The sequence below is a fragment of the Tabrizicola sp. genome (genome assembly GCF_031377265.1).
Taxonomy (GTDB): Bacteria; Pseudomonadota; Alphaproteobacteria; order Rhodobacterales; family Rhodobacteraceae; genus JAUYQR01.
In genome coordinates this window covers 1-12084 of sequence record NZ_JANMET010000008.1, presented here as the reverse complement: position 1 = coordinate 12084, position 12084 = coordinate 1, and the positions used below count along the sequence as shown (strand labels likewise).

The window sequence follows — 12084 nt, the reverse complement described above, 5'->3', positions numbered from 1 at the left end:
CCCCGGCCGCCAGCCAGACCCGCGTGTTGGCCGGAACCGGGATCACGCCGTCAGCCCCCGGATCAGTCGCGCCAGTGCCTCGGGATCGTACCTGCCGCTGATCCGCATCCGGTGACCGCCCGACAACTCGATCTCGATGTTGTTCGCAACGACGGCAGGCACAGCCACCGGTGCCTTCGCCTCCGCGACGATCTCCACCGGCAGAAAGCGCAAACCGGCTTCCTCTGATCCCGTTCCGGGCGCGGGCCGATACTTGGGATAGCGCAGCCATTTGAAGATCAGGTTGGCATTGACCGCGTAGCGTCGCGCCACCTGGGCAACCGAAACGCCGGGCGCAGCCGTTTGGAAACAGATCGACCGCTTCTCCTCGTCCGTCCAAAGCCGCTTAGTCCGCCGAACCACCCAGAACCCCATAGTGTCCACTACCCAAAGCGGACACTATCAAATCCATTCTATCAGCAGCAGGGCAGTCACGCCGGACGCTTACGACTTACAAGCCATTTGCGATTTTTGGAACCGATGCGTCGCTTGGAGCGAGACCAACTGAGGCACCCGAAGTGCACGTTGCCGAGGCGGGCTGAGCGGAGGGGGACTTGATGGCAGCGGGGGGCTCCCTCAGGCTCGACGCTAGTATCGCAAGGTGAGAGTTTAACCGGCGTCGTCCTCGATACCCATCAACTCGCGGATTGCAGTCGCTGGGTCAAAGCTGAGAACTTCCCCAAGCTTGATGAACTCGACAACATCAATCCTACGCTCGCCGCCTTCGATCCGCGAAACGTGCGACTGGAAAACCCTCATCCGTGCCGCAAGCTCGACCTGAGTGAGCCCGGCTGCTTTCCGTCTGGCTATGAGGAAAGCTACCAACGCCTCGTGCCGCGCATCCCCAAGTGTCTTCGGCATCCGCCCACCCATGCAAGATGGGGGCTTCAAGTATATCTGGAAACTGGTTATCTAAAATCTGGATATTGCGCGGGCGCGTACCGATCGTGTTCGCTGCGGCTGGAGGACGTCTGTTCAGCATGAAATCCCTGTCATATCTGAGCATTCTGATCGCTGGCCTGCTTGTCGGCGAGGCGAGGGCATACGTTGAGTGCGTCTTTGGCACCCGTAGTACGAAGCAGGGCTTGGAGAGCTTGGACAGTCACACCTTTAGGATTGCCACCGGGCCTACCAGCTTGAACCTTGAACAAATAACTGCTGACGGGAGTTGGATAGGCTGGGGAGAGGTGGAGCGGGTATACCTCGTCGACTACCTCGTTTTTCAGCACCACCCACACGATCCTGACGGCACCAGTATCGCAAAATTAGGGCTCGCTCTTGATGTGTATCAGTCAAGCGTATCGTAATCGTGCCATAATTGCGAGAGTCATGCGGCCCCCTTCACCCCCCCCCGCACAGTGTCGGGTTAGCGAATTGCCCTTCCAAAACCCACCGGATTGGTAGAATCGCAGAAGTGAAACAGGAGTACCGCATGAGATTCACCACCAAGACGCTTCTCGCATCAGCCGCGATGACGGCCGCGATGGCTTCCGGTGCCCTTGCGGAGATCACGATGTCCGGCAAGCTGGTCGACGCGGAAGACGAAAATCGCTTCTTCACCCGTCTCGGTGGCGAGGCCCGCGAGGACCTGTCGATCGGCGGGCTGGACCAGGACAAGGATTACATCCTGACCACCATCCTGATCGACGCCGCTTCCAGAGAAGAGATCGAGAAGGTCGATACGCCGTTCACGGCCGAAACGGCAGGCGCCGATCTGTCCGTGACGCTTCCCGTTCCCCGCAACGAGGGTGACGTCAATATCGACTATGTTACTTGGAACCTGCTGCGCGAGGCCGGCTCGGATACCGTTCTCGTTGAAATGACCGGCGAGGCCTCCGATCCGGACCGTGCGATCCAGGTCCACTCGATCCAGCGCGTGAGCGTCATCTCCGTCAAGGACGCGGCCGACGGCGACAACCGGATCGACGGACAGGGCGGCAAGATCGACGTCGTCGTGGGCTACGAGAACATGGTCGAGGGCTACGCCTACGCAATCTGGGGACAGATCCTGACGCCGAGTGGTCAGAGCCGCGGCATCTTCGCTTCCGTTCAGGAATACGCGCCGGAGACGAAAGCAGGCGAGGTCACACTGACGTTCGACATTCCGGCCGGCCTAGACGGTATCAGCGTCCTCCCTAGCGTCGGTATCTATCATCAAAATCGGATAGAGATTCTCGAGGATGGCAACATCTCGTGGATCCCCGGCTCGGCCAACCCCGTCATGATCGCGTCCGATACGGACCTGAAGGACGAGAGCCGCATGATCGAGGTTGGCGTCCCGTTCGGCCAGACAGAGTAACCTCTTCAGCAGGGCGGCAAGACTACGCCACGCGAGCTTGGATCCGGTGACACGGGCAGGCAGCTCTGCTCGGCTTCGGCACAGGTTACCTTGGCTTTGACCTGGACGCGGGCAAGGTTCTCATAGTCAGCTGCGGTCTGGGCCTTGGGCCGCAGGTACTCATACGCTTCGCAGAGGAAGCCAGCGGAGCCGACTGCGCCATCGTAGATCGTCTCGCCGATCTGCGGGTCAATGACCTTGATCATGGCGCGGATCAGGGGGCGTGGCGTGTAGTACTCTCCCCCGTTTCTCCCTGCGTTGCCCATGCGGCGGATGCGGGTTTCGTACAGTTGCGAGAGTTCGTGGCGCTGGTCTTGGGTGTTGAAGTTGAGGCCGTCCAGTACCTCCAGCACGTCGCGCAGGATGTAGCCGGAGCGGAACTTGTTGCGAAGTTCGGTAAAGACTTCGCCGATCTTGTATTCGATGGTCCGGGGGCCGGTTGCCGTGGTGCGGAAGGCGGCAAGATAAGACAACAGCTTCTGGTCAACGAAGGCGATGAGGTCGTCACCGATCATCGCGGCGTTGTGGTCAAAGCTGCCGTTGGCCTTCGGTGCGGCCCATTCATCCCAGCGGTACTTGCCAGTGATGACATCGGTTCGCCTGCCGAGAGGGTGCAAATCACTCGGGATAGGCCATTGGATGTAGAAAATGCCGTGTCAAGAAGTGCTTAGGTACGCAGCTATGCGCATGTCAAAGGTCTCACTTGTGCGGCGCACTGTGAAACATAGAATGCCAAGCACCTGAAAAGGCGAGAAATGGTGGGCGACCCTGGAATCGAACCAGGCGTGGGTCGCCCCGGGGGAGTTACAGTCCCCTGCCGCACCTTGCAGCTCGTCGCCCGCCGGGCAGGGGTCTACTCAAGGGTATGGGGGGCGTCAAGGGTTGTTCGACAATGCATGGCAGGTGCGGACAGGCTGAAATTCGGCTTGCATTGACGGGGAATATGGCTGCAGGGTCCGGGCCGGATTTTTACGCGACCTGCAAGGAATGCGCCAATGAAAACGGGCACCAAAAAGCCGACTTGGGTGGTCGACAAGGAACGCGGTCGCAGGGCGGAAGCGCGCGAGACGCTGTGGCTGTTCGGCCTTCATGCGGTGCGCGACGCGCTGCTGAACCCGAACCGTGAAAAGCTGCGGCTGGTGGTGACAAAGAACGCGCTGGACAAGCTGGAAGCGGCGGTCGCCGCATCGGGGATGGAGCCGGAGATCGCCGATCCGCGCCGCTTTGACGTGCCGATCGACGAGGGTTCGGTGCATCAGGGCGCTGCGCTGGAAGTACGGGCGCTGGATTGGGGCACGCTGGAAGAGGTGTGCATTTCGGGCGAAGGACTGCCTTTGGTGGTACTGCTGGACCGGGTGACTGATCCGCATAACGTGGGCGCGGTGCTGCGGTCGGCCGAGGTTTTTGGCGCGCGGGCGGTGATTGCGCCGCGCCACCATTCGGCCCCGGAAACCGGGGCACTGGCCAAGACCGCAAGCGGCGCGCTGGAACGCCAGCCGTATTTGCGGGTAACCAACCTGTCGGACGCGATGGAAGCATTGAAGGCGATGGGTTATGTGCTGATCGGCCTTGAAGGCGAGGCAGAGCTTACGCTGGAACAGGCGGTTGGCGGGGCCGGTGGGCGGGCCATCGGGCTGGTGATGGGGGCCGAGGGGCCGGGCCTGCGCGAGAAAACCCGCGAGACCTGCGATGTGCTGGCGTGCATTCCGTTCTCGGGTGCGTTTGGCAGCCTGAATGTGTCGAACGCGGCGGCGGTGGCGCTTTACGCAGCGACACGGCGCTGAACGTACGCGTGATCACAATTGCGAGACAGCCGCTTTAACTTTGGACCGCGGTCCTTAAGTATTATGGTGAGGCACGGGACCGGAACCCCCGTCCTTAATTCACTGTCCCTCGTTCCACGACTTGGCGCCCGGCCCCTTGGCTTGGGCGCCTTTTTCTGGTTCGGTGTGGCATGCAGAACGAAGATGCCAAAATCCGCGATATTCTGGCGACGGTGAAGACCGTGGCCCTGGTCGGCTGGTCGGCCAAGCCGGATCGGCCCAGCCACCGGGTGGCGGCCTATCTTGCGGCGCGGGGCTACCGGGTTATTCCGGTCAATCCGGGGCTGGCCGGGCAAATGGCTTTGGGTGAGACGGTGCGGGCCAGCTTGGCCGATGTCGGGCCTGTCGATATGGTCGACATTTTCCGGCGGTCGGAGGAAGCCGGGGCGGTGGTGGATGAGGCGATTGCGGCGGGCGCGAAAGTGGTCTGGATGCAACTGGGCGTGATCGATGCGGCTGCTGCCGGGCGGGCCGAGGCTGCGGGGCTGCAGGTGGTGATGGACCGCTGCCCGGCGATCGAGATCCCACGGCTGGGGCTGTAGCCCGGGATCGCCGTTCAGGGGTGGCGCGCGGCCTTTTCCGCCAGCCCCGAGGTGCCTTCGCGCCGGTCCAGTTCCGCCAGCACATCGTCCAGCGTCACATCGCGTGCGGCCAGCATCACCAGCAGGTGATAGAGCACATCTGCGGCCTCGGAGGTGAGGCGGGTGCGGTCGCCCTTGACTGCTTCGATGATGGCCTCGACCGCCTCTTCGCCGAACTTTTCGGCGCATTTTTCCGGGCCCTTGGCCAGCAGCTTGGCGGTCCAGGAACTGTCAGGGTCTGCGCCTTTGCGGGCGGCAATGGTGGCGGCTAGGCGGTCAAGCGTGGTCATGTCAGCCTCACAGGAATGCCGGCGGCGGCCATGTGGGCCTTGGCCTGACCGATGGTGAAGGTGCCGAAGTGAAAGATCGACGCGGCGAGCACGGCGGAGGCGTGGCCTTCGGTAATACCCTCGACAAGGTGGTCGAGCGTGCCGACCCCGCCTGAAGCGATGACCGGGATCGTCACCGCATCGGCGACGGCACGGGTCAGCGGCAGGTTGAAGCCCTGCTTGGTGCCGTCACGGTCCATGCTGGTCAGCAGTATCTCGCCAGCCCCTTTGGCCGCAACGGTGCGGGCGAAGTCCAGCGCGTCGATACCGGTGGCACGGCGGCCACCATGGGTAAAAATCTCCCAGCGGCCGGGGGCCACGGTCTTGGCATCGATGGCGACCACGATGCATTGGCTGCCGAAACGGTCGGCCGCCTCGGCCACCACGTCAGGGTTGGCAACGGCGGCAGAGTTGAACGACACCTTGTCGGCCCCGGCGAGCAGGAGTTTGCGCACATCTTCGGGCGTGCGCACCCCGCCGCCGACAGTGAGCGGCATGAAGCACTGCTCAGCGGTGCGGGTGACCAGATGATACATCGTGGCACGGTTGTCTTCGGTTGCCATGATGTCGAGAAAGCACAACTCGTCCGCGCCGGCGGCATCATAGGCGCGCGCCGCTTCGACCGGATCGCCGGCGTCGATCAGATCAACGAAGTTCACGCCTTTGACCACCCGGCCATTGGCCACGTCAAGGCAGGGAATGATGCGGGTCTTGAGCATGCGATCACCCTAGCGATCAATGGCTGGCGGCGAAAGGGGGGCGGCGCGCCCCCCTCGCGCTGCGCGCTCACTCCTGCGGGATATTTGGCGAAGAGGAAGGGCTGGCGCGCAACCGGGTGAGGGCTGCGGCCAGATCAATCGCGCCGTCGTACAGGGCGCGGCCGGAGATCGCACCCGCGATGACACCGGTGTCGCGCAGGGCCAGAAGGTCGGCCATTGACGACACGCCGCCACTGGCAATAACGGGGATGGAGACGGCGCGGGCGAGGGCTTCGGTTGCCGCGATGTTGGGGCCACCCATCGCGCCATCGCGGTCGATGTCGGTGTAGATCAGGGCGGCGACACCGGCGTCTTCGAAGCTGCGGGCGAGGTCGGTGGCCTGAATGTCGGTCTCGAGGGCCCAGCCTTTGGTGGCAACGCGGCCGGTGCGCGCGTCGATGCCAACGGCGATCTGGCCAGGGAAGGCTTTTGCCGCATCGCGCACGAGGCCCGGGTTTTCTACCGCGACGGTGCCAAGAATCACGCGGGCGAGGCCGCGGGTCAGCCACATCTCGATGGTGGCCATGTCGCGGATGCCGCCGCCAAGCTGCGCAGGCACGCTGACGGCCTTGAGGATCGCCTCGACCGCCGCGCCATTCACCGGTTTCCCTGCAAAAGCACCGTTGAGATCGACCAGGTGCAGCCATTCGCAACCTGCCGCCTGAAACGCCAGGGCTTGCGCCGCCGGGTCATCGCCAAACACGGTTGCGGCGGACATGTCGCCGCGCAACAGGCGGACGCATTGACCGTCTTTCAAATCGATCGCAGGATACAGGATCATGGCGGGCCTTCCGTCGGGATGTGGCGGTCTTTGGCACGGGCAAAGCGCAATGCCAAGTGGGTCGCGACCCGACGTAACACTTGATCGGGTGACAGAACGATCCGAAAGATTTCTCAGAGTGAGTTTTGGGAGGAGGAACCCCTATGAAACGTCAGATTCTGAGCGCCGTGCTGGTGCTGACCGGGACGGCTGCCTTTGCAGGCGACCCGCTGGAAGGCGTGTGGAAAACCAAACCGGATGACGACGGCAAATTCGGCTTTGTCGAGGTCAAACCCTGCGGCCCGGCGTTTTGCGGCACGCTGATCAAGGCCTTCGATGCGACCGGCGCTGAAATCGCAAGCGACAACATCGGCAAGCAGATCATCTGGGACATGGTTGCCTATGGCAACGGCGTTTATGACGATGGCAAGGTCTGGTCGCCCGACCGTGACAAGACCTACAATTCCGAAATGCAATTGACCGGGAATGCGCTGGCCGTGAAGGGCTGCGTTCTGGGGATTTGCCGCGATGGCGGCACCTGGGAACGGGTGAAGTAAGCGCAAGGATCGGGTCGCGGCGCGCGCCGCGTCCGCATAGGGTTACGGCAAAGGAGACTGCCGTGACCCGAGCCGATTGGATACGACTGCTGATCCTCTCCATTCTGTGGGGAGGATCGTTCTTTTTTGTCGAGGTGGCGCTGACCGGCCTGCCGGCCCTGACTATCGTCTGGGTCCGGGTGGCGCTGGCGGCGGTGATCCTGGCCGGGTTGCTGTGGGCGACCGGGGTGCCGTTTCCGGGGCGCGGGCTGTGGCCTGCGCTGCTGGTGATGGGATTTTTGAACAACGCGGTTCCGTTCACGCTGTTCGTTTTTGCGCAGGGGCAGATCACCGGGGCGCTGGCGTCGGTGCTGAATGCCACGACGCCGCTGTTTACGGTGCTGGTGGCGCATGTGGCGACGGCGGATGAACGGATCACCGGCACCAAGGCGGCGGGCCTTGGGCTGGGGTTTGCCGGCGTGGTGGTGATGCTGGCAGCTGAGGGCCTGGGTGGTGAAGTCGTGGCGATGCTGGCCTGTCTGCTGGCGGCGCTGTCTTACGGGGTGGCGAGCGTCTGGGGGCGGCGGTTCCGGGCGCGTGGCGTGGCACCATTGGTCACGGCTTTTGGGCAAGTGGCGTCCAGCAGTCTTTTGCTGCTGCCGGTGTGGTTGTGGGTCGATGCGCCGTGGACCATGGGCTGGCCGGGCCTGCGCCCGGTGGCGGCCATGGTCGGCTTGGCTGGGGTGTCGACCGTGCTGGCGTATGTGCTGTATTTCCGGCTGTTGGCAAGTGCGGGAGCGACGAACCTTTCACTGGTCACCTTTCTGATCCCGGTCAGTGCCACGGCGATGGGCTGGGCGGTGCTGGGAGAGCGGTTGTTACTACAGGATGTGGCGGGGTTCGCGTTGATTCTTGCGGGGCTGATGGCGATTGACGGGAGGATGGTGCGATGGCTGGCCGGGCGTTGAGCGATGCGGAATGGGCGCAGCTGTTGGCGCGAGAACCGGGCGCGGGGGTGTTTGCGGTGGTGACCACCGGCATCGTCTGCCGCAGCGGCTGTCCGGCGCGGCCGTTGCGACGCAATGTGCGGTTCTACTTCGACCTTCAGCTGGCGCTGGCTGAGGGTTTTCGGACCTGCAAACGCTGTAAGCCGGAACTGCCGCAGTGACGCGGGTTTGACGAGGGGAGCACTCGACCTGAATGTTCGATTATCACAAGCTAAGTGTCACTTTCGATGATGTCAGGGTTTCCATTGCAGGAAATTTGCAATGAGGCGCAGGCCGGCGGCCTGGGACTTTTCCGGGTGGAACTGGGTTCCGACCATCGTGTCGCGTCCGATGATGGCGGTGATGTCGCCGGCATAGTCACAGTGCGCCAGACGGTGCGCCGGAGTATCGACGCGGAAATGGTAGGAATGCACGAAATAGGCGTGATCGCCGGTTTTGATACCTGCCAGCACCGGGTGCGGCTGGTCGATCACCAGATCATTCCAGCCCATATGCGGGACTTTCAGCGCCGGATCGGACGGGGTGATCTTGATCACCTCGCCGCCGATCCAGCCGAAGCCGGGGGTGTCTTGATACTCGCGCCCTAAGGTGGCCATCATCTGCATGCCGACGCAGATGCCAAGGAAGGGCCGGGCGCGATGGGTGACGGCGTCTTCGATCGCTTCGAACAGGCCGCCGTATGCGCCCAAGGCCTGACGGCAAGCGGGAAATGCACCATCACCGGGCAGCACGATGCGGTCGGCGCGCGCCACATCTTCTGGGCGCGAGGAGACGAGGATGCCCCCCGCGCCGACCTCGGCCGCCATGCGTTGAAATGCCTTTTCGGCGGAGTGCAGATTGCCGCTGTCATAATCGACGAGGACGGTAAGCATGGGTTTCTCTTTGCGCCGCTGCGCCGGGGGCAGGCGTGGGAGCCTCCGGCGGGGATATTTGAGGACAGATGAAAGGGCTTAGAGGGCGCCTTTGGTGGAAGGGATGCCGGGGCTGCGGGGATCAAGTTCGACGGCTATGCGCAGGGCGCGGGCGACGGATTTGAAAGCGGCCTCGGCGATGTGGTGGCTGTTGAAGCCGTGGATATGGTCGACGTGCAGGGTGATGCCGCCGTGGGTGGCCAGCGCCTGAAAGAATTCGCGCACAAGTTCGGTGTCAAAGCTGCCGATCTTTGTGGTCGGGAAGGTGACATTCCAGACCAGAAAGGGCCGGGCGCTGAGATCGAGGGCCGTGGCGATCTGGGCGTCATCCATCGCCAGGTTGAAGTGGCCATAGCGGCGGATGCCCGACTTGTCGCCCAAGGCGCGCGCAACGGCTTGGCCCAAGGCGATGCCGCAATCTTCCACGGTGTGGTGATCGTCGATGTGCAGATCGCCGCTGGCCTGCAGGGTGATGTCGATCAGGCTGTGGCGGGCAAGCTGATCCAGCATGTGGTCGAAAAAGCCGACGCCGGTCTTGACCGAAGCGGTGCCGGTGCCGTCCAGGGTGACGGAGGCGGTAATTTCGGTTTCGGCGGTCTTGCGGGTTACCTTGGCGCTGCGCATCGGTCTCTCCTGACTTTGCAGGGGGTTATAGGGCGATGGTGGTGCCAAGGGAAGCAGGCTTAGCCAGGATGGCGTCGGCGCACCGCGGCGGGGCGACCTGGACGCGAAAGGCGGGCATCAGCACGCCGGTCGCACCCACGTCACCCGCCGCCGGGATGACCACCCCGCCCGGCGTGCCGGCAGCTTCGGCGGACAGGGATCGGAGACCGGCCACTCCTTCGGCACCGCCGTAGACCGCCTCGACGATGGTCTAGTTCTGCAGCCAGGGGGCCACGAGACCGACCGACTTGACAAGCGGATTGCCCGAGGCGGCATCGACCATGTAGCCAGCCGAGGCACAGATGCCGAGCCCGTGGATGTTGGCCGGATCGACCTCGGGCAGCGTCGCGACCGTCTCGAAGGCCGCGCGCAGATCGCTGGTCTTGGCCGCCGGGTCTTCCTTGAAGCGGACGTTTTGCGGCAGGTCGCCCGACTTGCCCCAGCCGCGGAAGTCGAAGGTGAAGGCGGCAAAGCCACGCTCCACCATCTCTTCGGCATATTCGCGGGGCATCTGCTCCTCAACCGAGGTCCAGGCACCGGTCACGACGACCGTCGGCAGCTTAGCGCCGTCGTAGTCGGCGGGCAGGTAGAGCGTGACGGACAGCGTGGCCCCTTCGTTCTCGAAGGTGATCGTGCGGGTCCCCCCGCACTTGCGCGAAGAGGTGATGGGCCGGTTCATTGTGGAGTAGCCTCGCGGCAGAACCCTTTTCATCTCCATTCGAAAGGGTACTGACTTCTACGGCAAAACGTCCGCAGTGCTGTCGTTTGAGGCTGCAAGATGCTGCGTGGTGTATGAACGGCTGATCTGGGGATGATGCACCGCAGCAGCAGGACTGGCCGAACGGCCGTGTAGCCAACAACGCTTTAGCAAAAATGCTGCGGCACAGATGAATGGCCGGATCGCGGAAACCGTACTGCGGCATCCCATCAGGGCTGAGTGACTGCTATGGGCCGAGGCTGACCGTGCCCATGGACAACTTCCTGTCGTCCCTGCCAAATGGTGTTCAAGGAACTCAGCGGGGATAACGATGCCAAATGAGCACAACCAGAACTTGGCGCTGCTGATCGACGGCGATAACGCGTCACCCAAGATTGTCGGTGGATTGCTGGCGGAGATCGCGAACTATGGCATGGCGAGCGTGAAGCGGATCTACGGTGACTGGACCAAGCCGAACCTCAATGGCTGGAAGGACTGTCTGCTTGAGCACTCGATTCAGCCGGTTCAGCAGTTTGCCTACACCACCGGCAAGAATGCGACCGATGGTGAGATGATCATTGATGCGATGGATCTGCTCTAAACCGGGCGGTTTTCGGGGTTTTGCATCGTCTCGAGCGACAGCGACTTTGCCCGTCTTGCGGCCCGCGTCCGGGAACAAGGCGTAACAGTCTATGGCTTTGGTGAACGAAAGACACCTCGCCCCTTCATCACGGCTTGCGACAAGTTTGTCTATTTCGATGTCCTGATTGCGCCCGGAACAGATCAGAAGGTGGCCTTGGAAAATAGAAGTAAGGGGTTAGTGGCAACTCTCGAGACACCTCCTCAAAGGCAGGGCTCCGCGAAAACCACGCTCGACGCCGCTGCGACCGAAATGCTCGCAATGGCGATCCGCGCGACAGCCGAGGAAGATGGACAAGCAAATCTCGCGAAAGTCGGGGCACATCTGGCCAAGCAAGCTCCAGACTTCGATGCCCGCAACTATGGATTTCCACGGCTAACGAATCTGGTGGAAGCTTCGGGCATCGCTGAGGTGGAACGCGTCGGGGAGAACCCGACCGTTGTCCGTGTCCGACTTAAAGCTGGCAACACTTCGGCCCGAAAAACTTAGATCGACGGGCTTCGCTGCAATTTTCGTCAATGGCAGGTATGCGGAGTGCTGCGACGCGGTGAAAGACAATCTTGAGTGACCGCGATGGGCCGACTCCGAAGCGAGCGACAATGAGCGGTTGTCCGGACCTATCCGCAGTTCTGTCGGTGCAACCGAACGAGCCATTCGGGGGAGGGAACGCGACTGCGGTCGAACCTTCTGTGGCATCCAAGCGTTCACACACAATAAAAAATCAGCTTTGCCAATAGCTTGTCACAACCCATAGGTTACTCAATCTCTGCTCTTGCAAAGATGCCCAATCATCAGTCGGTGGTATGATTTGATGCCTCGTGCCGCAACCATATCTCCACAAGCAGCATGGTTATCGTCCCAGCCAGGGGGCCCAGGATAAAGCCCGGCGCGCCGAACAGAAGCAGACCACCGACAATGGAAATGAACGCAGGAATGGTATGCAGGCGCAGACGGTTGCCGACGAACATCGGCCGCAAGATGTTGTCGATGCTGCCAACGACT

At 62.4% G+C, this 12084-nt stretch carries 17 protein-coding genes, 1 tRNA gene and 1 pseudogene; 8 read left to right on the top strand and 11 right to left on the bottom strand.

What is annotated here, in order from left to right:
- Positions 1-42: 42 nt before the first annotated feature.
- Together tnpA and RMO18_RS00640 are read right to left on the bottom strand one after the other, a co-directional pair.
- Positions 43-402 carry an IS66-like element accessory protein TnpA gene (gene tnpA, locus RMO18_RS00645; RefSeq protein WP_309663305.1) on the bottom strand — a complete coding sequence of 120 codons (360 nt, stop codon included), beginning with the start codon at positions 400-402 and terminating at the stop codon, positions 43-45.
- A gap of 246 nt (positions 403-648) precedes the next feature.
- Positions 649-900, bottom strand: coding sequence for a helix-turn-helix transcriptional regulator (locus RMO18_RS00640; protein ID WP_309663304.1), 252 nt, complete (start codon positions 898-900; stop codon positions 649-651).
- A gap of 571 nt (positions 901-1471) precedes the next feature.
- Between RMO18_RS00640 and RMO18_RS00635 the strand changes: the two genes are divergently transcribed.
- A complete protein-coding gene (locus RMO18_RS00635; protein WP_309663303.1) occupies positions 1472-2338 on the top strand; it encodes a hypothetical protein in 867 nt (288 codons plus the stop codon).
- Between the two features lie 5 nt (positions 2339-2343).
- Here the strand turns inward: RMO18_RS00635 and RMO18_RS00630 are convergent, their stop codons facing one another.
- Entirely contained in the window at positions 2344-2994 is a 651-nt protein-coding gene (locus RMO18_RS00630) for an N-6 DNA methylase (RefSeq protein ID WP_309663302.1), read from the bottom strand.
- A 139-nt stretch (positions 2995-3133) separates the two neighbouring features.
- Positions 3134-3217, bottom strand: a tRNA-Tyr gene (locus tag RMO18_RS00625).
- A gap of 155 nt (positions 3218-3372) precedes the next feature.
- Here RMO18_RS00625 and rlmB point away from each other — a divergent pair.
- Both rlmB and RMO18_RS00615 read left to right on the top strand, forming a co-directional pair.
- Positions 3373-4161 (top strand): 23S rRNA (guanosine(2251)-2'-O)-methyltransferase RlmB, encoded by a 789-nt coding sequence (gene rlmB / locus RMO18_RS00620; RefSeq protein WP_309663301.1) that lies wholly within the window; start codon positions 3373-3375, stop codon positions 4159-4161.
- A 170-nt stretch (positions 4162-4331) separates the two neighbouring features.
- On the top strand, positions 4332-4742 hold the full coding sequence (locus RMO18_RS00615) for a CoA-binding protein (protein WP_309663300.1): 411 nt from the start codon (positions 4332-4334) through the stop codon (positions 4740-4742).
- 14 nt (positions 4743-4756) lie between these two features.
- On the opposite strand, the gene RMO18_RS00610 is transcribed toward RMO18_RS00615, so the two are convergent.
- The 3 genes from RMO18_RS00610 to hisA all read right to left on the bottom strand — a co-directional run bounded on the left by RMO18_RS00610 (position 4757) and on the right by hisA (position 6649).
- Positions 4757-5071, bottom strand: coding sequence for a phosphoribosyl-ATP diphosphatase (locus tag RMO18_RS00610; RefSeq protein WP_309663299.1), 315 nt, complete (start codon positions 5069-5071; stop codon positions 4757-4759).
- Positions 5068-5829: an imidazole glycerol phosphate synthase subunit HisF gene (hisF, locus tag RMO18_RS00605; protein ID WP_309663298.1), complete on the bottom strand. Its 762-nt coding sequence runs from the start codon at positions 5827-5829 to the stop codon at positions 5068-5070. The genes RMO18_RS00610 and hisF overlap by 4 nt, the downstream gene beginning before the upstream one ends.
- 67 nt (positions 5830-5896) lie before the next feature.
- A complete protein-coding gene (hisA, locus tag RMO18_RS00600; RefSeq protein ID WP_309663297.1) occupies positions 5897-6649 on the bottom strand; it encodes a 1-(5-phosphoribosyl)-5-[(5-phosphoribosylamino)methylideneamino]imidazole-4-carboxamide isomerase in 753 nt (250 codons plus the stop codon).
- A 143-nt stretch (positions 6650-6792) separates the two neighbouring features.
- Between hisA and RMO18_RS00595 the strand changes: the two genes are divergently transcribed.
- From RMO18_RS00595 to RMO18_RS00585, 3 genes are all read left to right on the top strand, one after another.
- The gene (locus RMO18_RS00595; protein ID WP_309663296.1) at positions 6793-7185 is read left to right on the top strand and encodes a DUF2147 domain-containing protein; all 393 of its coding nucleotides are present in this window, start codon (positions 6793-6795) and stop codon (positions 7183-7185) included.
- Between the two features lie 62 nt (positions 7186-7247).
- Positions 7248-8132, top strand: coding sequence for a DMT family transporter (locus RMO18_RS00590; RefSeq protein ID WP_309663295.1), 885 nt, complete (start codon positions 7248-7250; stop codon positions 8130-8132).
- A complete protein-coding gene (locus RMO18_RS00585; protein ID WP_309663294.1) occupies positions 8114-8332 on the top strand; it encodes an Ada metal-binding domain-containing protein in 219 nt (72 codons plus the stop codon). Before RMO18_RS00590 ends, RMO18_RS00585 begins: the two co-directional genes overlap by 19 nt.
- A gap of 72 nt (positions 8333-8404) precedes the next feature.
- Here RMO18_RS00585 and hisH read toward each other — a convergent pair whose 3' ends face one another.
- The 3 genes from hisH to RMO18_RS00570 all read right to left on the bottom strand — a co-directional run bounded on the left by hisH (position 8405) and on the right by RMO18_RS00570 (position 10457).
- The gene (gene hisH, locus RMO18_RS00580; protein WP_309663293.1) at positions 8405-9043 is read right to left on the bottom strand and encodes an imidazole glycerol phosphate synthase subunit HisH; all 639 of its coding nucleotides are present in this window, start codon (positions 9041-9043) and stop codon (positions 8405-8407) included.
- 78 nt (positions 9044-9121) lie between these two features.
- Entirely contained in the window at positions 9122-9706 is a 585-nt protein-coding gene (gene hisB / locus RMO18_RS00575; RefSeq protein WP_309663292.1) for an imidazoleglycerol-phosphate dehydratase HisB, read from the bottom strand.
- Positions 9707-9956: 250 nt separating this feature from the next.
- Positions 9957-10457 (bottom strand): dienelactone hydrolase family protein, encoded by a 501-nt coding sequence (locus tag RMO18_RS00570; protein WP_309663291.1) that lies wholly within the window; start codon positions 10455-10457, stop codon positions 9957-9959.
- Positions 10458-10773: 316 nt separating this feature from the next.
- Here RMO18_RS00570 and RMO18_RS00565 point away from each other — a divergent pair.
- Positions 10774-11136 (top strand): annotated as a pseudogene (locus tag RMO18_RS00565) (NYN domain-containing protein); the annotation flags it as partial.
- A gap of 126 nt (positions 11137-11262) precedes the next feature.
- Positions 11263-11571, top strand: a complete 309-nt coding sequence (locus tag RMO18_RS00560) for an OST-HTH/LOTUS domain-containing protein (RefSeq protein ID WP_309663306.1) — start codon at positions 11263-11265, stop codon at positions 11569-11571.
- A gap of 302 nt (positions 11572-11873) precedes the next feature.
- Here RMO18_RS00560 and RMO18_RS00555 read toward each other — a convergent pair.
- The coding region (locus RMO18_RS00555; protein ID WP_309663290.1) for an AI-2E family transporter at positions 11874-12084 on the bottom strand (211 nt) is incomplete at its 5' end.

What these genes read in the sequence shown, in the direction of transcription:
- RMO18_RS00640 (WP_309663304.1), bottom strand. Translation starts at nt 900, where the DNA reads ATGCCGAAGACACTTGGGGATGCGCGGCACGAGGCGTTGGTAGCTTTC.
- RMO18_RS00635 (WP_309663303.1), top strand. Translation starts at nt 1,472, where the DNA reads ATGAGATTCACCACCAAGACGCTTCTCGCATCAGCCGCGATGACGGCC.
- rlmB (WP_309663301.1), top strand. Translation starts at nt 3,373, where the DNA reads ATGAAAACGGGCACCAAAAAGCCGACTTGGGTGGTCGACAAGGAACGC.
- RMO18_RS00615 (WP_309663300.1), top strand. Translation starts at nt 4,332, where the DNA reads ATGCAGAACGAAGATGCCAAAATCCGCGATATTCTGGCGACGGTGAAG.
- RMO18_RS00610 (WP_309663299.1), bottom strand. Translation starts at nt 5,071, where the DNA reads ATGACCACGCTTGACCGCCTAGCCGCCACCATTGCCGCCCGCAAAGGC.
- hisF (WP_309663298.1), bottom strand. Translation starts at nt 5,829, where the DNA reads ATGCTCAAGACCCGCATCATTCCCTGCCTTGACGTGGCCAATGGCCGG.
- hisA (WP_309663297.1), bottom strand. Translation starts at nt 6,649, where the DNA reads ATGATCCTGTATCCTGCGATCGATTTGAAAGACGGTCAATGCGTCCGC.
- RMO18_RS00595 (WP_309663296.1), top strand. Translation starts at nt 6,793, where the DNA reads ATGAAACGTCAGATTCTGAGCGCCGTGCTGGTGCTGACCGGGACGGCT.
- RMO18_RS00585 (WP_309663294.1), top strand. Translation starts at nt 8,114, where the DNA reads ATGGCTGGCCGGGCGTTGAGCGATGCGGAATGGGCGCAGCTGTTGGCG.
- hisH (WP_309663293.1), bottom strand. Translation starts at nt 9,043, where the DNA reads ATGCTTACCGTCCTCGTCGATTATGACAGCGGCAATCTGCACTCCGCC.
- hisB (WP_309663292.1), bottom strand. Translation starts at nt 9,706, where the DNA reads ATGCGCAGCGCCAAGGTAACCCGCAAGACCGCCGAAACCGAAATTACC.
- RMO18_RS00570 (WP_309663291.1), bottom strand. Translation starts at nt 10,457, where the DNA reads ATGAAAAGGGTTCTGCCGCGAGGCTACTCCACAATGAACCGGCCCATC.